Origin of the sequence: Pseudomonas helmanticensis, from assembly GCF_900182985.1 — a bacterium.
Classification (GTDB): Bacteria; Pseudomonadota; Gammaproteobacteria; order Pseudomonadales; family Pseudomonadaceae; genus Aquipseudomonas; species Aquipseudomonas helmanticensis.
This window is the reverse complement of sequence record NZ_FXUY01000001.1, coordinates 5,013,288-5,038,035: the sequence shown is the minus strand read 5'-3', so window position 1 is coordinate 5,038,035 and position 24,748 is coordinate 5,013,288. Positions and strand designations below refer to the sequence as shown.

At 60.4% G+C, this 24,748-nt stretch carries 19 protein-coding genes; 6 read left to right on the top strand and 13 right to left on the bottom strand.

All coding sequences use genetic code 11. The annotated features are described in order from the left end of the window. The first annotated feature begins 309 nt into the window (after nt 1–309). Nucleotides 310–2,217, top strand: coding sequence for an esterase EstP (gene estP, locus QOL84_RS22450; RefSeq protein WP_283438594.1), 1,908 nt, complete (start codon nt 310–312; stop codon nt 2,215–2,217). A 321-nt stretch (nt 2,218–2,538) separates the two neighbouring features. Here the strand turns inward: estP and trpE are convergent, their stop codons facing one another. From trpE to QOL84_RS22400, 10 genes are all read right to left on the bottom strand, one after another. After that, on the bottom strand, nt 2,539–4,017 hold the full coding sequence (trpE, locus tag QOL84_RS22445; protein WP_283438593.1) for an anthranilate synthase component I: 1,479 nt from the start codon (nt 4,015–4,017) through the stop codon (nt 2,539–2,541). A gap of 71 nt (nt 4,018–4,088) precedes the next feature. Next, on the bottom strand, nt 4,089–4,907 hold the full coding sequence (locus QOL84_RS22440) for a phosphoglycolate phosphatase (protein WP_283438592.1): 819 nt from the start codon (nt 4,905–4,907) through the stop codon (nt 4,089–4,091). After that, nucleotides 4,904–5,578, bottom strand: a complete 675-nt coding sequence (gene rpe / locus QOL84_RS22435) for a ribulose-phosphate 3-epimerase (RefSeq protein ID WP_283438591.1) — start codon at nt 5,576–5,578, stop codon at nt 4,904–4,906. Before rpe ends, QOL84_RS22440 begins: the two co-directional genes overlap by 4 nt. A gap of 79 nt (nt 5,579–5,657) precedes the next feature. Then, nucleotides 5,658–6,806 carry an iron-containing alcohol dehydrogenase gene (locus QOL84_RS22430; protein WP_283438590.1) on the bottom strand — a complete coding sequence of 383 codons (1,149 nt, stop codon included), beginning with the start codon at nt 6,804–6,806 and terminating at the stop codon, nt 5,658–5,660. 288 nt (nt 6,807–7,094) lie between these two features. Next, nucleotides 7,095–7,919, bottom strand: a complete 825-nt coding sequence (locus QOL84_RS22425; RefSeq protein WP_283438589.1) for an ABC transporter permease — start codon at nt 7,917–7,919, stop codon at nt 7,095–7,097. Between the two features lie 12 nt (nt 7,920–7,931). Beyond that, the gene (locus QOL84_RS22420; RefSeq protein ID WP_283438588.1) at nt 7,932–9,179 is read right to left on the bottom strand and encodes an ABC transporter permease; all 1,248 of its coding nucleotides are present in this window, start codon (nt 9,177–9,179) and stop codon (nt 7,932–7,934) included. Nucleotides 9,180–9,379: 200 nt separating this feature from the next. After that, nucleotides 9,380–10,423: a polyamine ABC transporter substrate-binding protein gene (locus QOL84_RS22415; RefSeq protein WP_283438587.1), complete on the bottom strand. Its 1,044-nt coding sequence runs from the start codon at nt 10,421–10,423 to the stop codon at nt 9,380–9,382. A 48-nt stretch (nt 10,424–10,471) separates the two neighbouring features. After that, the gene (locus QOL84_RS22410) at nt 10,472–11,596 is read right to left on the bottom strand and encodes an ABC transporter ATP-binding protein (protein WP_283438586.1); all 1,125 of its coding nucleotides are present in this window, start codon (nt 11,594–11,596) and stop codon (nt 10,472–10,474) included. A 319-nt stretch (nt 11,597–11,915) separates the two neighbouring features. Next, nucleotides 11,916–12,545: a response regulator gene (locus QOL84_RS22405; RefSeq protein WP_008085218.1), complete on the bottom strand. Its 630-nt coding sequence runs from the start codon at nt 12,543–12,545 to the stop codon at nt 11,916–11,918. A gap of 85 nt (nt 12,546–12,630) precedes the next feature. Continuing rightward, the gene (locus QOL84_RS22400) at nt 12,631–15,027 is read right to left on the bottom strand and encodes a PAS domain-containing sensor histidine kinase (protein ID WP_283438585.1); all 2,397 of its coding nucleotides are present in this window, start codon (nt 15,025–15,027) and stop codon (nt 12,631–12,633) included. 73 nt (nt 15,028–15,100) lie between these two features. On the opposite strand from QOL84_RS22400, the gene QOL84_RS22395 reads away from it, so the two are divergent. Continuing rightward, nucleotides 15,101–16,090 (top strand): alpha/beta hydrolase family protein, encoded by a 990-nt coding sequence (locus QOL84_RS22395; protein ID WP_283438584.1) that lies wholly within the window; start codon nt 15,101–15,103, stop codon nt 16,088–16,090. A 90-nt stretch (nt 16,091–16,180) separates the two neighbouring features. Here QOL84_RS22395 and QOL84_RS22390 read toward each other — a convergent pair whose 3' ends face one another. Genes QOL84_RS22390 through QOL84_RS22380 form a run of 3 tightly spaced genes read right to left on the bottom strand, consistent with a single transcriptional unit; the run spans nt 16,181 to nt 18,637 of the window. Beyond that, entirely contained in the window at nt 16,181–16,948 is a 768-nt protein-coding gene (locus QOL84_RS22390; protein WP_283438583.1) for a TerB family tellurite resistance protein, read from the bottom strand. A gap of 1 nt (nt 16,949) precedes the next feature. Continuing rightward, nucleotides 16,950–17,621, bottom strand: coding sequence for an N-acetylmuramate alpha-1-phosphate uridylyltransferase MurU (murU, locus tag QOL84_RS22385; RefSeq protein ID WP_283438582.1), 672 nt, complete (start codon nt 17,619–17,621; stop codon nt 16,950–16,952). Further along, nucleotides 17,618–18,637 carry an aminoglycoside phosphotransferase family protein gene (locus QOL84_RS22380; protein WP_283438581.1) on the bottom strand — a complete coding sequence of 340 codons (1,020 nt, stop codon included), beginning with the start codon at nt 18,635–18,637 and terminating at the stop codon, nt 17,618–17,620. Before QOL84_RS22380 ends, murU begins: the two co-directional genes overlap by 4 nt. A 130-nt stretch (nt 18,638–18,767) precedes the next feature. Between QOL84_RS22380 and QOL84_RS22375 the strand changes: the two genes are divergently transcribed. From QOL84_RS22375 to rsmA, 4 genes are read left to right on the top strand one after another with little or no spacing between them, the layout of a single operon-like run. Further along, nucleotides 18,768–21,566 carry an LPS-assembly protein LptD gene (locus QOL84_RS22375; RefSeq protein WP_283438580.1) on the top strand — a complete coding sequence of 933 codons (2,799 nt, stop codon included), beginning with the start codon at nt 18,768–18,770 and terminating at the stop codon, nt 21,564–21,566. Continuing rightward, nucleotides 21,547–22,863 (top strand): peptidylprolyl isomerase SurA, encoded by a 1,317-nt coding sequence (gene surA, locus QOL84_RS22370; protein WP_283438579.1) that lies wholly within the window; start codon nt 21,547–21,549, stop codon nt 22,861–22,863. Before QOL84_RS22375 ends, surA begins: the two co-directional genes overlap by 20 nt. Then, nucleotides 22,860–23,849, top strand: a complete 990-nt coding sequence (gene pdxA, locus QOL84_RS22365) for a 4-hydroxythreonine-4-phosphate dehydrogenase PdxA (RefSeq protein WP_283438578.1) — start codon at nt 22,860–22,862, stop codon at nt 23,847–23,849. Before surA ends, pdxA begins: the two co-directional genes overlap by 4 nt. Next, on the top strand, nt 23,846–24,664 hold the full coding sequence (gene rsmA / locus QOL84_RS22360) for a 16S rRNA (adenine(1518)-N(6)/adenine(1519)-N(6))-dimethyltransferase RsmA (RefSeq protein WP_283438577.1): 819 nt from the start codon (nt 23,846–23,848) through the stop codon (nt 24,662–24,664). The genes pdxA and rsmA overlap by 4 nt, the downstream gene beginning before the upstream one ends. Nucleotides 24,665–24,748: the final 84 nt, after the last annotated feature.

The following is a 24,748-nucleotide window of genomic DNA, read 5'->3' as shown; positions in this document are numbered from 1 at the left end:
AGCGGCATTTCAAACAGGCAAGGAAGGCAAAGCGATACAGATCCGGCGGGGCCGGCAGAAAAGATTCAGGCGCGCCAACGCCAGCGGGCGTGTGCCTTGATGACTTGATCCAGAAGTTTGCTGGTGATCAACACGGGGAAGGTCTCGTTCATACGTTCCGGCACAGTAACTTAGCTGGGCGGAGCGTGCAATATGGCCGGGGCTTTGGGGGATAAATCCAGGGGAGGATTCGCGACCGATGGCAAAAGGCCGGAAGTTTTTGGTACTGTCGTTTCGTTCACCTACAACAATAAATAAACGGACTTGCTCATGATCAAACAGACGTTGTTTGTACCGCTGGCCGGCTGCCTCCTCGCACTGGCCTGTGCCCAGGCCAATGCCGCACCCAATCCTTACTCGAATTTCGTGGTGTTTGGCGACAGCCTCAACGATGCCGGCACCTTCAGGGACACCGGCGGCCCGGCCGGTGCCACCCAGCGTTACACCAACCGCACCGGCCCGGTTTACCTGGATGGCAGCGGCGAAGTACGTTCGCTGAACTCCACGCAATTACTCGGTGGACGACTGGGCTTCACCCCGGATCAGACAGCTTCATCGAGTTCGGCAGTGCGCGCCGAAAACGGTCAGCCCGACGGCAATAACTGGGCGGTTGGCGGTTATCGAACCGATCAGATCCTCGATTCGATCACTACACAATCCGCCACAGGCGAACGCACCCGCGCCGGTTACCTGCCATCGAACGGCTTCCGTGCCGACCCGAATGCGCTGTATTACATTTCCGGCGGCGGTAACGACTTCCTCCAGGGTCGCATTCTCAGCCTGCCGCAAGCCAATGCCGGCGCCGATCGCCTGGCCGACAGTGTGCAAGCGCTGCAAACCGCCGGCGCCAAATACGTGATGGTCTGGTTGCTGCCTGACGTCGGCCTGACTCCGGCGATCAATGGCACACCGCTGCAGTCGTTCAGCAGCCAGCTCGCCGCGCAATTCAATAGCCAGTTGGTGACACGCCTGCAAGGCATCAACGCCGAAATCATTCCGTTGAACATTCCGGTACTGCTGTCGGAAGTGTTCGCCAATCCCGGGCGCTTTGGCTTGGCCACCGATCAGAATCTGACCGCGACCTGCTTCAGCGGCAGCAGTTGCCCGGAAAACGCCCGTTACGGCATCAACAGTGCGACCCCGGATCCGAGCAAGCTGATCTACAACGACGGCGTGCACCCGACCGAAGCCGGCCAGAAACTGATCTCCGACTACGCCTATTCCCTGCTGGCGGCGCCATGGGAACTGACATTGCTGCCGGAAATGGCCCACGCCACCGTCCGCGCGCATCAGGATGAACTGCGCAGCCAATGGCAAGCCGATTGGGAAAACTGGCAAGCGGTTGGCCAATGGCGCGCGATCGTTTCAGCGGGTGGTCAGCATGTCGACGTCGATAGCCAAAGCAGCGGCGCCAGCGCCGATGGCAGCGGTTACAACCTCAACGTCGGCGGCAGCTATCGTCTCAACGAGGCGTGGCGTGTCGGTGTGGCGGGCGGTTTCTACCGGCAGAACCTCGAGGCTGGTCATAACGATTCCGACTACAAACTCAACAGCTACATGGCCACCGCGTTCGCCCAGTTCCAGCAGAATCGCTGGTGGGCTGACATGGCGTTGACCGGCGGCAAACTCGAGTACGACAACCTCAAGCGCAAGTTTGATCTGGGCGTCAGCGAAGGTGCAGAAAAAGGCGATACCGACGGCAGCCTGTGGGCGTTCAGCACGCGTATCGGTTATGACATTGCCCAGCCGGGCAGCGAGTGGCACCTGTCGCCGTTCATCAGCGCCGACTACGCCAGCGTCGATGTCGACGGTTACTCGGAGAAAAGCAACCGCGCCACGGCCCTGACCTTTGACGACCAGACCCGCGATTCGAAACGCCTCGGCCTCGGCTTGCAGGGCAAGTACAACTTCACTCCGCAAACCCAGGTGTATGGTGAGTACGCTCACGAGCGTGAGTACGAGGATGACGTGCAAAAGGTCAACATCGCACTCAATACCTTGCCGGCGAACGACTTCAAACTTGAGGGTTACACGCCGCAGAGCCATTTGAACCGGTTGAGTCTGGGCGTCAGCCACAAGCTCACCGCTGATCTGGCGCTGCGTGGCGGGTATACGTTCCGCAAGGATGATGACTTTACCCAGCAGGGTTTGAATGTTGGGGTGGTGCTGGATTTTTAAGCGGTAGATCAAAGGATCGCAGCCTGCGGCAGCTCCTACGGAGGGTTGTTGCAGGTCATAAAAAAGCGGCGCCCTCACAGGCGCCGCTTTTTATGGATCATTTCTGGGGTGAGAGACATTAACCTGTGGCGAGGGGATTTATCCCCGTTGGGGTGCGAAGCAGCCCCTAAACCAAACACCGCGGTGTATCAGGCAAACCGCATGTAATGGTTTTACGACTGCTGCGCAGCCGAGCGGGGATAAATCCCCTCGCCACAATGAATCCCACACCACAGATAAATCCCCTTACCACACATGGCCTCTCCCACTAGGGATCTGCGATCAGTCCGGGGTTTGTTCGGCCAGGGCAACGGCGCGGAACATCGCGCGGCGTTTGTTCAGGGTTTCTTCCCATTCCAGCGCCGGTACCGAGTCGGCGACAATGCCGCCACCGGCCTGCACGTGCAGTTCACCGTTCTTGATCACCGCCGTGCGAATCGCAATCGCAGTGTCCATGTTGCCGTTCCAGGCGAAGTAACCGACCGCGCCGCCATACACACCACGCTTGACCGGTTCAAGTTCGTCGATGATTTCCATCGCACGAATCTTCGGCGCGCCGGACAAAGTGCCCGCCGGCAGAATCGCCCGCAGCGCGTCCATCGCCGTCAGCCCGGCCTTCAACTGGCCGGTGACGTTGGAGACGATGTGCATCACGTTGGAATAACGCTCGATGACCATCTTCTCGGTGAGTTTCACCGAACCGATTTCCGATACGCGACCGGTGTCGTTACGACCCAGGTCGATCAGCATCAAGTGCTCGGCGATCTCCTTTTCATCCGACAGCAGATCTTCTTCCAGCGCCACATCGGCTTCTTCGGTCGCGCCACGTGGGCGTGTACCGGCAATGGGGCGCACGGTGATCAGGTTGTCTTCGACCCGCACCAGCACTTCCGGCGAACTGCCGACGACGTGGAAGTCGCCGAAGTTGAAGAAGTACATGTATGGCGTCGGGTTGAAGCAACGCAGTGCGCGATACAGATCGATCGGCGCAGCCTTGAAGTCGATCGACATGCGCTGCGACGGCACAACCTGCATGCAGTCACCGGCAAGGATGTATTCCTTGATGGTATCGACGGCTTTTTCGTAGTCGTCCTGAGTGAAACTCGAACGGAACACCGGATCAGCCGACTGCTGCTTGCTGAAATCCAGGCCACGGCGCGGGGTGATCGGCTGACGCAGTTTCTCCAGCAACGCCTGCAATTGCGCCTGACCTTGTTCGAAGGCATCGGCCTGCGCAGGGTCGGCCAGCACGATCGCGTGCATCTTGCCAGCGAGGTTGTCGAACACCACGACGGCATCGGAAACCATCAGCAAAATATCCGGCACACCCAAAGGATCCGGGTTCGGGCACTTGCCCAGGCGCTTCTCGACATAACGCACGCAGTCGTAACCGAAGTAACCGACCAGGCCGCCGTTGAAACGCGGCAGGCCAGCGATGGTCGGCACGTTGTAGCGTGCCTTGAAGGTTTCGACGAAGGCCAGCGGGTCTTCGACGTCGTGGCTTTCGGTTTCGACGCCATCGACGGTGATGCTGACGTGATGGTCGTGAACGCGCATGACCGTGCGGCATGGCAGGCCGATGATCGAATAACGGCCCCATTTCTCGCCGCCCTGCACCGATTCGAGCAGGTAGGAGTTGGGCTGGTCGGCCAGTTTCAGGTAGATCGACAGCGGCGTGTCGAAGTCGGCCAGGGTTTCGCAGGCCAGCGGGATGCGGTTGTAGCCGTCAGCGGCCAAGCGCAGGAATTCTTCGCGGATCATAAGGTGCCTCGTGGTGTGAGGGGCAAATCAGTCAGGTAGGCAAACGTGCCGGCAGGCCGGCGAGGAACAAGTCAGGCGCGCCAACGCCAGCGGGCCAGGGCCTTGATGACTTTCATCCAGAGTTTGCGAGTGACCACCACGATGGCGTTTCCAGAATGGGATTGAGAAGCGTCGGGCAACGTTATCTCAGCGGCCGTGACGAGGCAACCGGGAATTAGTTTGCGCAGATCGTCGATCACCAATGCCGGCGATTCCTCGGCAATTGGCCGGCCATGGTTGTAGCCATAACTCAGCGCCACGCATTTGACCCCCGCCGCTTTCGCCGCCAGCACGTCGCTGCGCGAGTCGCCGACGAACAACGATTGCGAGGCAGGGATATTGGCCATTTTCATCACGAAGAACAGCGCCGCCGGGTCAGGTTTTTTCTGCGGCAAGGTATCGCCACCGATGATCCACTTGAAATAGCGACCGATTTTCATCTGATCCAGCAGCGGCGCGACGAAGCGCTCCGGCTTGTTGGTGATCAGCGCCATGACCACACCCTGCTTTTGCAGCCACTTGAGGGTGTCGCGCACGCCGGGATAGACCACGGTCAGCTCGTGGCTGGCGGCGTAAGCCTCCATGAACACTTCCAGCGCATGTTCGGCCTCGACGTCATCCACCGCCGAATGATCGATGCTACCGGCCAAAGCGCGGCGCACCAATACCGGCGCGCCGTTGCCCACCCACTCGCGCACCGATTCGATGCCGGCAGGCTTGCGGCCGAGGGAGAGCAGCATGTTGTCCACCGCTGCTGCCAGGTCCGGAACCGAGTCGATCAGCGTGCCATCCAGATCGAACATCACCAGCCGAGGCAGTTTTCCCGGGAACAGCTGCTCAAACCCGCTCATGGGCGAGCCAGCGCCAGTTCGGAACGCATCTTGTCGATGACTTCCTGATAGTTCGGCGCATTGAAGATTGCCGAGCCGGCGACAAAAGTGTCAGCGCCAGCCGCAGCGATTTCGCGGATGTTGTTGACGTTGACGCCGCCGTCGATTTCCAGACGGATGTCACGGCCCGAGACATCGATGATCGCCCGCGCTTCGCGCAGTTTGTCGAGGGTGCCGGGAATGAACTTCTGCCCGCCGAAGCCTGGGTTGACGCTCATCAGCAAGACCATATCGACTTTGTCGATCACGTATTTGAGCACGTCCAGCGGGGTCGCCGGGTTGAACACCAGACCGGATTTGCAGCCGCCTTCACGTATCAGTTGCAGCGAACGATCGACGTGCAGCGTGGCTTCCGGGTGGAAGGTGATGTAGGTCGCGCCGGCTTCGATGAAATCGCCGACGATACGGTCTACCGGGCTGACCATCAGGTGCGCGTCGATCGGCGCGGTGACGCCGTACTTGCGCAATGCCGCACAAACCATCGGACCGATGGTCAGGTTCGGCACGTAGTGGTTGTCCATGACGTCGAAGTGAACGAAGTCGGCGCCAGCGGCGAGAACGTTGTCCACTTCCTCGCCGAGGCGGGCGAAGTCGGCGGAGAGAATCGACGGAGCAATTACGAAGGGCTGCATGACGCACCTTTTCTGAGCTAAATCACGATGGCGCGCATTGTAGCCTCATGCTTGAGCGCGCGCACCGTGACCGCGATGATCAGTACGCCGCTCGGTAGATCTTCTCGATATCGACGGCGCTGAGTTTGCGCGGGTTATTGCGCATCAAGCGCTCGATCCCCGCGGCTTCCACCGCCATCGCTGGGATCGCCTCTTCCGGCACACCGAAACTGCGCAAACCGGCCGGGATTTCCACCGTTGCGCACAAATCGGTCATCGCCTGCACGGCTTTGTCCGCCGCCTCGGCTGCGCTCAGATGAGCGGTCTTTACGCCCATGGCTTCGGCAATATCCTGCATGCGTTCGACACAGGCCATCTTGTTCCAGGTCATGACATAGGGCAGCAACAGGGCATTGCTCACGCCATGGGCGATGTTGAAACGCCCGCCCAGCGGATACGCCAGCGCATGCACCGCGCCGACCCCGGCATTACCAAACGCCATGCCGGCCATCAAACTGGCGGTGGCCATGTCTTCGCGGGCTTGCAGGTTGGCGCCATTGGCATAAGCCTTGGGCAGGGCTTTGGCGATAAGTTTTATCGCGCCAATGGCCAGGGAGTCGGTGATCGGCGAGGCGTTCACCGACAGATAGGATTCGATGGCGTGCACCAACGCGTCAACACCACTGGCGGCGGTAACGCTGCGTGGGCAGGTCAGGGTCATCTGCGGGCTGACCAGCGCGACGTCCGGTAATAGAAAGTCGCTGACGATGCCTTTCTTCAGTTGTGCGACTTTGTCCGAGAGGATTGCCACGTTGGTGACTTCGGAACCGGTGCCGGCGGTGGTCGGGATGGCGATCAGCGGCGGGCCTTTGCGCGGCACCTGGTCGACGCCGAACAGGTCTTCCAGCGCGCCGTGGTAACCGGCATAGGCGGCAACACTTTTGGCGATGTCGATGGCGCTGCCGCCACCGAGGCCGATCAAACCGTCATGCCCTCCCTCGCGGTAAACGCGCATGCAGTCCTCGACGATGGCGATTTCCGGGTCGGGCAGCACGCGGTCGAAAATCTCGTAGTCACGCCCACCGAGTTGCACCAGCGCCAGCTCGACCGTGCCAGATTTGACCAGCGCGGCGTCGGTGACAATCAGCGGGTTGTCGATGTCGAGGCGCGTGAGTTCGGCGGCCAGTTGTTCGATGGCGCCGGCGCCGGTGATCAGTTTGTGAGCGATTTTGAACTGGGACAGACTCATCGTGCGCAGCCTCTTATAGATGTGGGAGCTGGGCACAAGATTAGCTGGGGATTTGGGGTTGTCTGCTATTCAGGTGGTGAATGACTCATCGAGCGCAAGAGCAAGAGCCCCTCACCCTAGCCCTCTCCCAGAGGGAGAGGGGACTGACCGAGTTGTACTCTCGCAATACGCCGACCTGAATTATCGAGTCGAACTCAGGTTTTGAAAACCATAAAGATCTGCTCCCTTTCCCCCTCGCCCCCATGGGGGAGAGGGCTGGGGTGAGGGGGTAAGCTCTTGATCTGGACCTTAAATCTGAGCGGTGCGCAGTTTTTCGCTGCGGCCACGCAGCCATTCCAGGGTCAGCAGCAGGATCACGGAGAAGGCAATCAGTAATGTCGCAGCAGCGGCAATCGTCGGACTGAGGTTTTCGCGAATCCCGCTGAACATCTGCCGGGGCAAGGTCGCCTGCTCGGGACCTGCGAGAAACAGCGTCACCACCACTTCATCAAACGAAGTCGCAAACGCGAACAGCGCCCCGGAAATCACCCCCGGCGCAATCAGCGGCAAGGTCACCCGACGGAACGCCGTCAGCGGTGAAGCACCGAGACTCGCGGCAGCCCGCACCAGGTTGTGGTTAAAGCCCTGCAACGTTGCCGACACCGTGATGATCACAAACGGCACACCCAACACCGCGTGCACCACAATCAACGAGAAGAAGCTGTTGCCCAAGCCCAACGGGGCGAAGAACAGATAACTCGCCACACCGATGATCACCACCGGCACCACCATTGGCGAAATGACCAGTGCCATCACCAGCGCTTTACCGGGAAAGTCACCGCGCGTCAGACCAATCGCCGCCAGCGTACCGAAGACCATCGCCAGCACCGTCGCCGCCGGGGCAACGATGATGCTGTTCTTCAGTGCACGCATCCATTCCGCCGAGGCAAAAAAGTCCTGGTACCAGTGCAGCGAAAAACCTTGTAGCGGGTATACGAGGAAACTGCCCGAGTTGAACGACAGCGGGATAATCACCAGCACCGGCAGAATCAGAAACAGCAGGATCAAGCCGCAGAGGATCCGCAAGCCGTAGAACCACACCCGTTCGATGGGTGACATATAAGGACTCAGCATCTCGAATTCCCCTTAGCTCAGGCGCAGGCGACTGGCGCCGACCAGCCAGCTGTAAATCAGATAAAGCACCACGGTCGCCAGCAGCAACAGCCCGCCCAGTGCGGTGGCCATGCCCCAGTTGATGCTGGTGTTGGTGTAGAAGGCAACGAAGTAGCTGACCATTTGATCGTTCGGGCTGCCGAGCAGTGCCGGGGTGATGTAGTAGCCGATGGCGAGAATGAACACCAACAGGCACCCGGCGCCGACGCCGGCATAGGTCTGCGGGAAGTACACCCGCCAGAAACTGGCGAACGGATGGCAGCCAAGGGAAATTGCCGCGCGCATGTAGGTTGGCGAGATGCCTTTCATCACGCTGTAGATCGGCAGGATCATGAACGGCAGCAGGATGTGCACCATCGAGATGTACACACCGGTGCGGTTGAACACCAGTTCCAGCGGTTTATCGATGATGCCCATGGCCATCAGGCCACTGTTGATCAGACCGCCCGATTGCAGGAGCACGATCCACGCGGCGACGCGCACCAGAATCGAGGTCCAGAACGGCAACAGCACCAGAATCATCAGCAGATTGCTCTGGCGCGAGGGCAGGTTCGCCAGCAGGTACGCCAGTGGATAAGCGAGTAGCAGGCAGATCACGGTGATGATCAGGCCCATCCAGAACGTGCGGGCGAAGATGTCGAGGTAGATCGCCTGATCCGGAGTGGCCGAGGCGACTTCGCCGAGGTCGTCGATACGGTGATCGACCGCTGCCAGCAGGTAATACGGGGTGATGCTGCTGGTGTTGCGTTTGACCGCTTGCCAGTAGGCCGGGTCGCCCCAACGTTCGTCGAGACCTTCCAGGGCTTCTTTATAAGAGGCCGGTTCGCTGGCGAAGGGCAGCGCCCGGGCGGTTTTGGTCAGCAGGCTGCGATAGCCGGCCAACTCCATGTTCAAGCGCTTGGACAGATCGCCCAGCGTCTGGTTTTTACGCGCTTCAGCGAGGTCTTCGCCGGCGGCTTTGTAGACCGGTTCAGCGGGCAGGCCGCGACCGTCCCAACTGGCGATGGCCGCCACGGTGCGCGGCATGCCGCCGACCACTTCGGGGTTGCCGACGCTTTTGTAGAGCAGCGCCACGATCGGCACCAGAAACACCAGCAGCAGAAACAGCACCAACGGCGCGATCAGCGCTTGAGCTTTCCAGCGGTTGACCCGCTCGGCGCGTTTGAGCTTCTGCTTCAAGGTGGGGCTGTTGCCCTCGTTCAGGGGAACGGCGATGGCCATGACGTACTCCGCAAATCTTTGATCGTTACAGAGGTGGCGAATACCACCTCGAACTTTTGCTACTGATCGTTCCCACGCTCTGCGTGGGAATGAATCCAGTGACGCTCTGCGTCACACGGGGACGCGGAGCGTCCCGGGCGGCATTCCCACGCAGAGCGTGGGAATGATCATCCGGAAAGCCGTCGGCCCGTATGCTCGGGTTATTTCGCGGCCCAGGAGTTGAAGCGCTGCTCCAGTTGCTCGCCGTTGTCAGCCCAGAAGCTGACGTCGATCTGCACCTGGTTGGCGATGTTTTCCGGGGTGGTCGGCATGTCTTTCAGGACATCCTTGGCCAGCAGCGGCACAGCCTGGGTATTGGCCGGGCCGTAGGCGATGTTTTCCGAGTAGGTCTTCTGCTGCTGCGGCTGTACCGAGTAGGCGATGAATTTCTTCGCCGCTTCGGCACGCTTGGCGTCGAGACCTTTCGGAATCGCCCAGGCATCGAAGTCGTAGATGCCGCCGTTCCACACCACTTTCAGGTTGGATTCTTTTTGCACGGCAGCGATGCGGCCGTTATAAGCCGAGCTCATCACCACGTCACCGGAAGCGAGGTATTGCGGCGGCTGCGCGCCAGCTTCCCACCACTGGATGCTCGGTTTCAGCTCATCGAGTTTCTTGAACGCGCGATCCTGACCGTCCTTGCCGGCCAGCACTTTGTAGACGTCTTTCGGCGCCACGCCATCCGCCATCAAAGCGAACTCAAGGGTGTACTTGGCGCCTTTGCGCAGGCCACGCTTGCCCGGGAATTTCTTGGTGTCCCAGAAATCAGCCCAACTGGTTGGCGCGGTTTTCAGCTTGTCGGCGTTGTAGGCCAGCACGGTCGACCAAACGAAGAAGCCCACGCCGCACGGCTGAATCGCGCCTTTGACGTAGTCTTCGGATTTGCCGAACAGCGCCGGGTCGAGTTGCTCGAACATGTCTTCGTCGCAACCACGGGACAGCTCTGGCGATTCAACTTCGACCAGATCCCACGACACGCTCTTGGTGTCGACCATGGCTTTGACCTTGGCCATTTCGCCGTTGTATTCGCCGGCGACGATCTTGCCGTTGCCCGCCGCTTCCCACGGTGCATAGAAGGCTTTGACTTGCGCCGCCTTGTTCGCCCCGCCAAACGACACCACGGTCAAATCGGGGCCTGCGGCCATCGCGCTTGCCGCACCCATCAGGCCCAGGGTCAGGGCGGTGAACTTCAGGGATCTCAACATTTATTGTTCTCTCCACGTGCAGGGTTGGTGTTGGTATTGCCGGGGCGATTAATGCGCCTCTAAAAGTGGATCAAGCGCGCGAACGTGCTCGACCTGCCAGCCAAGCGGTACCACGTCACCGACAGCGAGCGCGGGATCGAGCTCGGCAATCGGTTGTTTCACGAAGAAGTCGGTCTTGCCGCAGACTTCCAGGCGCACCCGGACGTGGTCGCCCAGATAGATGAATTCCGCCACCCTCCCTGAGAAGCGGTTAACGCATTGATCGCTGGAACCGTTGAGACTGACGCGCTCCGGACGAATCGACAGGGTCACCGGCTCGCCGGTCTGGCCGACGTTGACCGCCAGTGCCTCGACCTTTTCGCCACGACCCAATTCGACCACGCAACGCTCGCCGGTCTGGCTGAGCAAGCGACCGTTGAGGCGGTTGTTCTCGCCGATGAAGTTGGCGACGAAGGTGTTTTTCGGTTCTTCGTAAAGTGTGCGCGGCGGGGCGATCTGCTGAATTTCGCCTTGATGGAAAACCGCGACGCGGTCGGACATGGTCAGCGCTTCACCTTGGTCGTGTGTCACGTAGACCACGGTCACGCCGAGGCGCTGGTGCAGGTGTTTGATTTCCATCTGCATGTGTTCACGCAGTTGTTTGTCGAGGGCGCCGAGGGGTTCATCCATCAGCACCAGTTGCGGCTCGAACACCAGCGCGCGGGCCAGTGCCACCCGTTGCTGCTGGCCACCGGACAACTGCGCCGGATAGCGCGAGGCGAACGCGTCGAGCTGAACCATGCTGAGGACTTTCTTCACGCGGTCGCTGACGTCGCTTTTGTTCAGACCGCGCACGGTCAGCGGGAAGGCGAGGTTTTCAGCCACGGTCATGTGCGGGAACAGCGCGTAATTCTGGAACACCATGCCGATGTCACGCTTGTGCGGCGGCACGTTGTTGATCGAACGCCCGGCCAGCAGGATTTCACCGGCAGTCGGCGTTTCGAAACCGGCGAGCATCATCAGGCTGGTGGTTTTGCCGGAACCGGACGGCCCGAGCAGGGTGAGAAATTCGCCTTTGCGAATGTCCAGGTTAAGGTCTTTGACGATCAGGTTCTCGCCGTCGTAGCTCTTCTGCACTCCACGAAAGCTGACCAGCACATCACTGGCCCCTGCGTTTGAATCGACCTGGCTCATACCCACACCTTTGTTGTTGATGACTGCTTGTGGATTAAGCCTAGTGGTTGCTGACAGGCACGCAAATCGGGGCGCAGGAGAGAATCGCCTCAGCCGGATGGAAGGTTGGGGGTAGGGATTGCCCTACAAGGATGGCGCTAACGGATACGGCAATGGCGAGTGACAAGCTGCGAGCCGCAAGCGAGGGCGAAAAAGTGTGTCGCTAACAGATATGCCCACGCGCTCTACTGTAGGAGCTGCCGAAGGCTGCGATCTTTTGACTTTATAAACAGCAAGATCAAAAGATCGCAGCCTGCGGCAGCTCCTACAGGGGACGGGTTTAGAGGAGTTTGTGTTCCATCGCGTATTTGACGAGTTCAGCGAGGGAGGTGATGTTGAGCTTCTGCATCAGCCGCGCCTTGTGGGTACTGATGGTTTTGCTGCTCAGCGCCAGTTGCTGGGCGATGTCGTTGACGTTGGCGCCTTGGGCCAGGCGCTCGAACACCGAGAATTCGCGCTCGGAAAGCAGTGAGTGCAATGGCCTGGCATCGGTCAGGCCGACTTCGAAGACCATGCGATCGGCCAGATCCGGGTCGATATAACGCCCACCCGCCGCGACCTTGCGGATCGCCGTGAGCAACAGCGCCGGATCGCTGTCCTTGGTCGCATACCCGGCCGCACCGACCTTCAGCGCGCGGGCGGCCATCTGCGCTTCATCGTGCATCGACAGCACCAGAATCGCCGGCGGATTGTTCAGTGCGCGAATACGCGGGATCGCTTCGAGGCCGTTGACGCCGGGCATGGAGATATCGAGCAGCACCACTTCGCACGGAACATGGCGAAGCGTCTCCAGCAGTTGCTCGCCGTTGCTCGCCTCGCCCACCACCTGCAGATCCTTGGCCAGACCGATCAATTGCTTGATGCCCTCACGGACGATGGTGTGGTCTTCGGCTACCAGTACACGGATCAAATTTTTTCTCCAGACTTCAAGCAAACACTAATCCCTGTAGGAGTGAGCCTGCTCGCGATAGCGTCAGCTCAAACACCACAGACTTTCAGGCCTCACTCACCGGCACGCGCACCACCAGACTAGTGCCCTCCCCCGGCTCACTCTCCAGCACCAACCGCCCGCCCATGATCAACACCCGCTCACGCATGCCGACCAGCCCGAACGAAGTCGGCCGCCCCGTCGCGGCGACAAATCCTACGCCATCATCGGCAACCGTCAGGCACAATTCGTCGCCCGCAAGCTCCAGTGTCAGCTCAACAGTATGCGCCTGAGCATGACGCATCACGTTGGTCAGCGCTTCCTGCAATATCCGGAACAGCCCGATCGCCTTGGCATCGCTGAGCGGCGGCAGGTTGTCCGGCACCTGCACCAGACACGGAATCTGCGTACGCGACTCGAACCGTCGCGCCTGCCACTCGATCGCCGAAGCAATCCCGGCATCGAGAATCGGCGGACGCAACGCCGTCGCCACATCCCGCACCAACTGAAACAACTGGGCGATCAGGCGCTTCATGCTGTTCAGCCGCTCATTCAGGCCTGGGTCGAGTTGCGCATAGGCCAATTCGCACATCGACGTCTCCAGTTTCAGCACGGTGAGCATCTGCCCCAGTTCATCGTGCACTTCGCGGGCGATCCGCGCCTTTTCCTCTTCGCGCACGCTCTCAAGGTGCGCCGACAGTTCGCGCAGTTGTTCGCGAGAATCGGCCAGTTCCAGCTCGATGCGCTTGCTCTCGGTGATGTCCCAGACGATGCCATCCCACACGTAAGCGCCATCCTCCAGCTGGCGGGTGATCGCCTTGATCTCGGCCCAGCGTTGTTCACCCTGACGCGTGACGATCCGGCCCTGCCACGACCAGTCGCTGTCGGTGTCCAGCGCCTGATCCTGGGTGCGGTGATAACTGGCCTTGTCGTCCGGGTGCACCAGACTGCGCAGGCCCATGTCACGGTGGGCAATCACGGCCGGCGCGTAGCCGACCAGGCTTTCACTGCCCTCGCTGATATAGGCAAAGTCGATCTGCCCGGTCACCGGCGCCCGCTCCAGACGAAACACCAGCCCCGGCACGTTGGCGGCGATGCCTTGCAGGCGCGCCTCACTTTCCTGCAACGCGGCCAATGCACGGCGACGCTCAGTGACGTCGTTGAGATAAACCACCAGATACTCGCTGTCGCGAAAGCGCAGAAAACTCAGCGACACATCCGCCGGCAAGACACTGCCATCGGCGCGCACGCAATTGGTTTCGAAACTCAGCGGCCCTTCTTCGCTGGCCCGCGCGCGCTTCCACAGATTGAGCCAGCGATCCATGTGCAGGCCCGGCTCGAAGTCGATCAAAGGTCGCTCGATCAGCCCGCCCGAGGGATAACCGAGCATGATTTCTGCCGCGCGATTGGCGTAACGCACGTGGCTGTCCCAATTGACCCAGAGAATGCCGACGGTACTTTGATCGATGGAAAACTGCGTCAGCCGCAGGGCTTCCTCACTTGCCGCGCGCAGGGCGATGTCTTCGCGGGCGGCGAGCAGACGCTGTTCGAGACTGTGCTGCTGACGCCGCTGCCAGAACACGATCGCCACGCAACTGAGCAGCATCACCGCGAACAACAGACTGAGGTTCTGCCAAAACCCCGGCGACTCGGACAGTCGCGGATATTTCGGTTGCAGCCATTGATTGTGCAGGCGCTCCAGGTCTTTCCCCGGAATCGCGCGCAAGGCGCTCTGCACGATGCCGGCAAGCTCGGGCCAGTCGCGGCGCGTTGCGATGCGCAGCAATTGCGGCAAACCGATATCGCCGACCACCAGCAATTCGGCGAACTCGGGCTCTACCGATAAACGCCCGAGCTGCGCTTCATCGATCACCGCATAAGACGCCTGCTGACTCAACAGCAACTGCAACGCCTGACGGTCCAGCGGCACGCCTTGCAAGTTCAGATGTGGATAGTTGCCGCGCAGATAGTCTGCCGTCGTACTCGGCATGCGCACGGCAACACGGGTCTGGCTGTCGAGCTTTTCCAGATCGATGGCGCCGCTGGCCTTTTGATCGCTGACGATCAACTGCGGCACGCGCATGTACGGATCGGAAAACTGCCACAGGCGCAACGCGCTCGGTGTCTGTGTCAGGCCGGGGGCGATATCGATTTCACCCGCGCTCAGGGCCGCTTCCAGTTGCGCGAGGTCTTGAAAATTGCGCCAGCTCAGTTCGACATTGAGCGCTTTGGCCAATAACTTCATCACCTCAACGTTGGCCCCGGACAGGCGTTGCGAGCGTCGGTCATATTGCGCATAGGGCGCTTGCAGCACCAGGCCGACGCGCAATTCAGCATGCTGCGCCAGCCATTGCTGCTGACCCGATGACAATTGCGCGAGGTGTGCCGGTGGCGCAGGCGCCGCCCAGCCCATCAAGGGAAACCACAAACAGCCGATAACCCACAGGCAGCAAAATCGCTTCATTGAAGTCTCATACACTGACAAATTCTGACCAACCCATTAGGCTGCCGGGATACTTTCTGGCCTGGAATAACCGATGCCCTCTGTTTATCGCCTGGCAATGCCAGCATTGTGCCTGTCGCTGATCCTGCCTTGTGCGTTTTCCGTTGAAGCCGCCGACCCGGCGCCCGCCGCCACGGCAGAAAAACCTGCCGAAGAAAAACCGGCCGAACGCCAGCCACTGCTTGAGCGTAGTCAGGAAGAGGCCGCCGCACTGGAACGTAAGGTGCCGGCGCAGGAACAACAGCAATTGCAGGCTGGCAGCGACACCTTTCTGGCCCTGTGGAAACCGGCCAACACCGCCGAACCCAAAGGAGCGGTGATTATCATCCCCGGCGCCGGCGAGACGGCTGACTGGCCGCAGGCAATCGGTCCGTTGCGGCGCAAACTGCCGGATGTCGAGTGGAGCAGCCTGAGTATCACCCTGCCCGATCTGCAAAGCGATGCCATCGCACCGCGTGTAATCGAGCCCGCCGCCGCACCGAAAGCAGCAGAAACCGGCAGCAAGGATTCGACCACCGCACAACCGATCGAACAGGCAGCGGGTGGGGAAGCGGAAGTCGCCGATCAGGTCGTTGCCGAAACCACCGAAGAACAAGCCAAGGCCGACGCCGAACGCATCTTCGCACGCATCGATGCCGCGATTGGCTATGCCGAACAGCAGAGTGCGCGACGCATTGTCGTGCTCGGCCATGGCACGGGCGCCTATTGGGCGGCGCGTTATCTGAGCGAGAAGCAAACCGCGCAGGTGGAGAAGTTCGTCATGGTCGACGCGCAGATGCCGGCCAAGGCCAAGCCGCAACTGGCGGAGCTGACACCGACACTGAAGTTGCCGACCGCAGACATTTTCTACATGGACAAAACGCTGGATCGCAACGCGGCGCTGGAACGTATGCAGGCGAGCAAACGCTTGAAGACGTCAGCGTTCAGCCAGGTGGCGTTGAAGGCGTTGCCGGATAACAAGGCCGAACAGGAACAGTTGTTCCGCCGGGTGCGCGGCTGGCTGAGTCCGCAGAACACCGATTGATAAAAGCAAAAAGATCGCAGCCTTCGGCAGCTCCTACAGGAAACCAATGTAGGAGCTGCCGCAGGCCGCGATCTTTTGATCTTCCAACAACTAACGAAAATCCCGCCGTTCACGAATCAACGTGTAGGCGTTGTGCAGCTCCCGAGTACGTTCGGTCGCGTCACGCACCTGCGCCGGCGTCGCCCCGCTGCCGGCAATCTTGTCCGGATGATGACGACTGAGCAAACGCCGATAAGCGCGTTTGATCTGCGCCGGCTCACTGGTCGCTGACACGCCAAGCAGTTTCATCGCCTCCTGATAACTCACCGCCGCACTGACGATCGGCCGTTTGCCGGGTTCGTAATCACTGGCCAGCGCCTGCACCTGATGCGTCGTCCAGCCCAGCCATTTGCCCCACTGCGCGAGTAATTCACGCTCACTGACGCCTGCGCGACCGTCAGCCCAGACCATTCGCCAACACGCACGCAACACCCCCTCGGCGGCATGCGGCTGCGTACTCAGACGGCGCAGGTAACCGCGCAGACTATCGCTGCCGGACTTGCCGCGATTGAACGCGGCGATGGCCCGCCGCTGCGCAGGCTCTCCCATCTCCAGCGCGCGCATCTCGTTGCGCGCCTGATGGATATGGCCGTCAGTAACCCGCCCGTCACTCTTGGCCAGCCGCCCGAGCAACACAAAAAGCAATTCGTCGTTGCGCAGCATTGGTCGACCGCCAAGCTTTTCACGCAAATGCCCCCAGCTCTGCAGGTGCAGGCGCCGATCCAGCGCCTGCCCCAGCAATGCACCAAGCATGGCCCCCGGAATGCTCGCGATAGCAAAACCTGCTCCGGCTCCAATCAGAGTCCCTGGCCACAACATATCAGCGACTCGCTTCTATCAGGTGTTCAGCTTCCGCCAGACGCTCATGCGTACCGACATCCACCCAATGACCTTTCAGACGCTCGCCAGTGATCTGTCCGGCGGCCATGGCTGTGCGCAACAGCGGCGCCAGTTTGAAGGCGCCGTCCGCGCAGCCGTCGAACAATTGCGGATGCAGCACGGCGATGCCGCTGTAGGTCAGGGTCGGCAGATCCGCCTGGCCATCGCGCACTTTGCCGTCGACGAGCACGAAATCGCCCGCCGGGTGATGCGGCGGATTGTCGGCCAGGACCAGATGCGCCAGCCCGTTGATCGGCTGATGCAGCACGCTGAAGTCGTAATCGGTCCAGATATCGCCATTGACCACCAGGAACGCGTCGTCGCCGAGCAATGGCAGCGCGCGGAAGATCCCGCCGCCGGTTTCCAGCGGCTCGCCTTCCGGCGAGTACTCGATGCTCACGCCAAACTGCGCACCGTCACCGAGGTAATCCTCGATCTGCTGACCGAGCCAGGCATGGTTGATGACGATGTCGCTGAAACCTGCCGCTGCCAGCGCGCGCAGGTGATATTCGATCAGGGGAACACCGCCGGCACGCACCAGCGGTTTCGGTGTGGTCAGGGTCAGCGGGCGCATGCGCTCGCCTTTGCCTGCCGCCAGAATCATTGCCTTCATGCCGTCGCTCCGCCTCGCAGGCTGGTGAACAGCGCTTGCAGCTCCGCCAGTTCCGGGCGACGGGCGATCACTGCTTCTATATAAGAGAAGAAGCGCGGCACGTCGGCCAGATAACGCGGCTTGCCGTCGCGATGGCAGATGCGGGCGAAGATGCCGATGACTTTCAGATGGCGCTGGACGCCCATCAGGTCGCTGGCGCGCAGGAAATCTTCGAAGTCCGGCTGGACTGCAATATTCAGCGCCGAAGCCTGTTGCCAGTAGCTTTCCAGCCAGCCGCGCACGCGCTCTTCAGGCCAGCTCAGGAAAGCGTCCTTGAACAGGCAGGTCACGTCGTACGTCACCGGGCCATAGACCGCGTCCTGAAAATCCAGCACGCCAGGGTTCGGTTCGCTGATCATCAGGTTGCGCGGCATGTAGTCGCGGTGAACCAGCACTTTGGGCTGCGCCAGGGCGCTGTCGATCAACAGATCGCTGATGCGCTGCCATTGTTGCTGCTGGGTCGCATCGAACTCGATACCGAGTTCACGCTTCACGTACCACTCCGGGAACAGTTCCAGCTCACGGCGCAGCAACGCCACGTCGTAACTCGGCAACGGTGCAACCATCGGCAACTGCTGAAAAGCCAGCAGCGCTTGCAGGGCATCGCTGAACAATTTCTCGGCGTTTTCGCCATCGATCACGTCGAGATAGGTCTTGTTGCCCAGGTCATTGAGCAAAAGAAATCCACGATCGAGGTCTTCGGCATAAATTTTCGGCACGTTTATTCCGGATTTCGCCAGCAAAAAAGCGATATCCACGAACGGTTTGCAGTTTTCCTGCGGTGGCGGCGCGTCCATCACGACGAAGCTGCGACCGGCACCTTCCCAGCGGAAGTAACGGCGGAAACTCGCGTCGCTACTGGCCGCAGTCAACGTGGCCGGGGGCACGGCGCCCCAACCCTGATCTGCAAAAAGGATTGCCAACTGCTCATCGAGCCAAACTTTCAGGTGTTGCAAGCGTACATCTTGATCAGGCATTGCAAGGGTCTCCGACGGCGCTAGCCGTCAAGCGGGTCATGCTTTATTATCCAGCATCTTTTTCAGACCATCGAGAGGCGTGCGGCCCACACCGCGGGCAGATGGCACGCAGGAAGCCCGGACTAATAAGATGGCATTGAAATCCCCCGCGTTTCGTAAAAAATTTCCGTTGTTGGTAACCGGCAGTCTGCTGGCTATGCAACCTCTGGCCAGTCAATTCGTTGTCGCCGCCGAGCAGTATGACTGCTCCGTCTCGGCTTCGGGTGGTTGGGCCTGTGCGCCCAAATCAACCGCTGCAGCTTTGCCGCCACGTCCAGTGCATGACGGCAGTGCCGTCAGTGCCACCGGCGAAGCGGCGAGCGAGAACGGTTCGGTTGCCGACACAGGCCCTAAAACGGCACTGGTCACCGAAGCCAAGGGCCGTGGCCTGAAATCCCGTAGCGAAGACTTCAGTCACCTCGACTGGGTTCCGCGCGAGAAACTCACCGCCGCCCAACTGGCCGAGACCGGTCCTTATTGCTCGGGTGCCTACATCGAGCCGACTCGTCCTGGCATGAATGACAAGACGAACAAAAGCGACGCTCCGACCTTTATCGGCGCAAAAGCCTCGCGCTATAACACCGATGATCAAGTCGGTACGCTGGCCGGTGATGTTGTCTTGCGTCAGGGCAGCATGCAGGTCGAGTCCGACGAGGCGAGCCTGTACCAGGCCGAGAGCCGCGCCGAACTCAATGGCGACGTGCGCATCCGTGACAACGGCGCGCTGATCGTCGGCGACCACGCCGATGTGCAGCTCGACACCGGTGAAGCCAAGGTCGACAACGCCGAATACGTGATGCACAAATCGCGCATCCGCGGTAATGCGCTGTACGCCAAGCGTGCCGAAAACGCGATCATCCGCTTGAAGGACGGCACGTACACCACGTGCGAACCGAACAGCAACGCGTGGCAGCTCAAGGGCAACAACATCACCTTGAACCCGGCGACCGGTTTCGGTACCGCGACCAACGTGACGCTGCGCGTCAAAGACATCCCGATCCTGTACACGCCGTACATCTACTTCCCGATCGACGACCGTCGCCAGTCGGGCTTCCTGCCGCCGACCATCGGTACCGGCAGCGATACCGGCTTCATGCTGGTGACTCCGTACTACTTCAACCTGGCGCCGAACTACGATGCCACGTTGTACCCGCGTTACATGAGCAAGCGCGGCATGTTGGTGGAAGGCGAGTTCCGTTACCTGACCAAGTCCACCGAAGGTCAGTTCGGCGCGGCGTATCTGAACGACGAAGATACCGATCGCAGCAAGCAGACCGACTACGAAAAGAATCGCTACATGTACAACTGGCAGCACAAGGGCGGTCTCGACTCCCGCGTGCTCACCCAGGTTGACTACACCAAGATCAGCGATCCGTACTACTTCCAGGATCTGCAAACCGATCAGATCGGTGTGAAGAACGCCGACTACGTGAACCAGCAGGGTTCGGTCACCTATCGCGGCGACAGCTACACCGCCCGTCTGAACGCTCAGGCGTATCAGTTGGCCACCGTATCGAACATCACGCCGTATGACCGCCTGCCGCAGATCACCTTCACTGGTCAGCTGCCGTATCATCCAGAAGGTCTGAATTTCGATTACGAGACCGAACTGGTCCGCTTTGACCGCGACCTGGAAAACGGCAACTTCACTAACGAAGACGGCACTGTCGAGCCGCGCCTCGACAACAACGTTACCGGGTTGGCACGCGCCAACGGCGATCGTCTGAACCTGAAGCCGGGCGTCAGCCTGCCGATGAACTGGACTTATGGCTTCCTCAAGCCATCGCTCAAGTACCAGTACACGCAGTACCAGCTTGATCTGGACGGCACCGGCAAGTCGCAGATTGCGGCAATGCCTGCCGAACAACAGAAACTCTACGGCCGGTTCGACAGCAACCAGAACCGTGGCGTACCGATTGCCAGTATCGACAGCGGCCTGTACTTCGACCGCAACACCTCGTTCTTTGGCAAGAACTACCGTCAAACCCTGGAACCGCGCCTGTTCTACCTCTATGTACCCGAGGTTGATCAAGAAGACATTCCAGTATTCGACACCAGCGAATACACCTTCAACTACGCCTCGCTGTTCCGCGACAACCGCTTCTCCGGCTCCGACCGTGTCGGTGACGAGAACAAACTGTCGCTGGGCGTAACCAGCCGCTGGATCGAAGACGACGGTTTCGAACGTCAACGCATCAGCGTCGGCCAGGCGTTGTACTTCAAGGATCGTGAAGTACAGCTGCCGGGTATCGATGCGAAAACCCGCGACGATGCTCAGGCCAATGTCTCGCCTTACGCACTGGAATACGAATATCGCTGGAACCGCGATTGGCGGACCACGGCCGACTACAACTGGGATCCGGACAGCCGCAGCCCACGTTCCGGCAGCGCGATGTTCCACTACCAGCCGGAAGACAACCCGAACAAGGTGGTCAACCTCGGCTATCGCTATCGCAACGACCAGGTTCGTTATGACCAGAACACCGGTAAATGGTCGGTGGGTGGTGGTGACTACGGCACTCCGGGGCAACCTGGCTACGTGAAGGACTACTACAAGATCCAGCAGCATGATTTCTCGGTCATCTGGCCGATCGTTCCGCAGTGGAGCGCGATCAGCCGCTGGCAGTACGACTACAACCGCAACCGTACGCTGGAAGCCTTCGGTGGTTTCGAATATGACAACTGCTGCTGGAAACTGCGCCTGATCAACCGTTACTGGGTCAGCTATGACGAATTCAGTCAGAACGCCCCGGAAAACGAAAAAGGCGACCACGGCGTCTTCCTCCAAATTGTTCTGAAGGGACTCGGCGGCCTCACCGGCGCCAAGGTAGAGAGCTTCCTCGACAAAGGCATCCAAGGTTATCGTCAACGTGAAGACCAAGCTTTCTGATTGTCTGCGCCCGCTGATGCTGGGCGCGTTGTTCCTGGGTACGGCGGCCAACGCCGCCGTACAGTCCATCGATAAAGTGGTAGCGATCGTCGACAACGACGTGGTCATGCAGAGCCAACTGGACCAGCGTGTTCACGAAGTTCAACAGACCATCGCCAAGCGTGGGGGTGGCTCGCCACCTCCAGGCGTACTGGATCAGCAGGTGCTTGAGCGCCTGATCGTCGAAAACCTGCAATTGCAGATCGGCGAACGCTCCGGCATCCGCATCACCGATGAAGAACTGAACCAGGCTGTCGGTACGATTGCCCAGCGCAACAACATGACCGTGGATCAATTCCGCGCGGCCCTGGCTCACGATGGTCTGTCTTATGACGACGCTCGTGACCAGATCAAGCGTGAAATGGTCATCAGCCGTGTTCGTCAGCGTCGTGTGGCAGAGCGCATTCAGGTGTCCGAGCAGGAAGTGAAAAACTTCCTCGCTTCCGACCTGGGCAAGATGCAACTGTCCGAAGAACTGCACCTGGCCAACATCCTGATCCCGACACCGGAAAGCGCCAACTCTGAAGCCATTCAGAGCGCTGCCCGTCAGGCCATGGACGTTTACCAGCAACTCAAGCAAGGCGCTGACTTCGGTCAACTGGCCGTTGCCAAATCCGGTAGCGACAACGCTTTGGAAGGCGGCGACATGGGCTGGCGTAAAGCCGCGCAACTGCCACCGCCGTTCGACCGCGAGCTGAGCAGCATGGCTGTCGGCGACATCACGCAGCCTGCACGCACTCCGGGTGGTTTCATCATCCTGAAGCTGCTGGCCAAGCGTGGCGGCGAAGCGCAGATGCGCGACGAAGTGCATGTGCGCCACATTCTGGTCAAGCCAAGCCCGATCCGCGACGAAGCCAAGACCAAGGCGCTGGTTCAATCCCTGTATGACCGCATCCTGGCAGGTGAAGATTTCGCCGAATTGGCGAAGAGCTACTCCGAAGACCCGGGTTCGGCCCTCAACGGCGGCGATCTGAACTGGATCGATCCGAACGCACTGGTGCCGGAATTCCGCGAAGTGATGGCCAAGACTCCACAAGGTCAGCTGTCCAAGCCATTCCAGACCCAATACGGCTGGCACGTTCTCGAAGTCCTTGGCCGTCGTGCCACCGACAGCACCGAACAGGCTCGCGAGCAGCAAGCCATGACCGTACTGCGTAACCGCAAATACGACGAAGAGCTGCAAACCTGGCTGCGTCAGATCCGTGACGAAGCGTACGTAGAGATCAAACTCCCTGGTGCAGACCAGGCAGCGCAGTGAAACCCAAGCGTTTCGCGCTGACACCCGGCGAACCAGCCGGCATCGGTCCCGACCTGTGCCTGCTGCTCGCCTCGCAAGCCCAGCCACATCCCCTGATTGCCATCACCAGCCGCGACCTGCTCAATGAGCGGGCCGCGCAGCTGGGGCTGGTCGTCAACTTGCTGGATGTCGGCCCGAATCACTGGCCGGACGCCCCGGCGCCCGCCAATAGCCTGTATGTCTGGGATACACCGCTCAGCGCACCCGTGGTCGCCGGGCAACTGGACAAGGCTAACGCTGCTTTCGTCCTTGAAACCCTGACCCGTGCCGGCAACGGCTGCCTCAACGGCGACTTCGCCGGGATGATCACTGCGCCGGTGCACAAAGGCGTGATCAACGAGTCGGGCATCGCATTCTCCGGACACACTGAATTTCTCGCAGACCTGACCCATACCGCCCAGGTCGTGATGATGCTGGCGACACGCGGCTTGCGTGTGGCACTCGTCACCACTCACTTGCCCCTGCGCGAGATCGCCGATGCGATCACGCCGCAGCGACTGGAGCGGGTCACGCGGATCCTGCACAGCGACCTGCAAAAAAAATTCGGCATCGCCCGGCCACGCATTCTGGTTTGCGGGCTTAACCCGCACGCCGGTGAAGGCGGCCACCTGGGCCATGAAGAAATCGACATCATCGAACCCACATTAGAGCGCCTGCGCGGCGAGGGCATGGACCTTCGTGGCCCGCTGCCTGCCGACACTCTGTTTACCCCCAAATATCTGGAGCACTGCGACGCAGTGCTGGCGATGTACCACGACCAGGGTTTGCCTGTGCTCAAGTACAAAGGCTTCGGCGCTGCCGTCAACGTGACACTGGGCCTGCCGATCATCCGCACCTCGGTCGACCACGGCACCGCCCTGGATCTGGCCGGCAGCGGCAAGATCGACACCGGCAGCCTGCAAGTCGCCCTGGAAACCGCCTACCAGATGGCCGAGACCCGTTTATGACCGAGCTATATCAACACAAGGCGCGCAAACGCTTTGGCCAGAACTTCCTGCACGATGCTGGCGTCATCGACCGCATCCTGCGCTCCATCCATGCCAAAGCCGAAGACCGCCTGCTGGAAATCGGCCCGGGCCAGGGCGCGCTGACCGCCGGCCTGTTGTCCTCGGGCGCGCAACTCGATGTGGTGGAACTGGACAAGGATCTGATCCCGATCCTCAACCAGCAGTTTGCCGGCAAGAGCAATTTCAACCTGCACCAGGGCGACGCGCTGAAGTTTGACTTCAACTCGCTCAATGCCGCGCCGAACAGCCTGCGAGTGGTCGGTAACCTGCCGTACAACATCTCGACGCCGCTGATTTTTCACCTGTTGAATAACGCCGGCATCATTCGCGACATGCATTTCATGTTGCAGAAGGAAGTGGTCGAGCGTCTGGCCGCAGGCCCTGGCGGCGGTGACTGGGGTCGCCTGTCGATCATGGTTCAGTACCACTGCCGCGTAGAGCACCTGTTCAACGTCGGTCCGGGCGCGTTCAACCCGCCGCCGAAAGTCGACTCGGCCATCGTCCGCCTGGTCCCGCACGCAGTGCTGCCGCACCCGGCCAAGGATCACAAGCTGCTGGAGCGCGTCGTCCGCGAAGCCTTCAACCAGCGCCGCAAGACCCTGCGCAACACGCTCAAGCAATTGCTCAGCAATGCCGAGATCGAAGCCGCCGGTGTCGATGGCAGCCTGCGTCCGGAGCAACTGGACCTGGCCGCGTTCGTACGCCTGGCCGACCAGCTCGCCATACAAGTCCCGGCCTCCCCCGCCGCCGACTGACAAGCGATGAACGCTATCGGGCAGGACGCCACTCTGGTTTACTGCCCGATACTTGCCTAGACTGATTCCCCATCAGCTACGCCC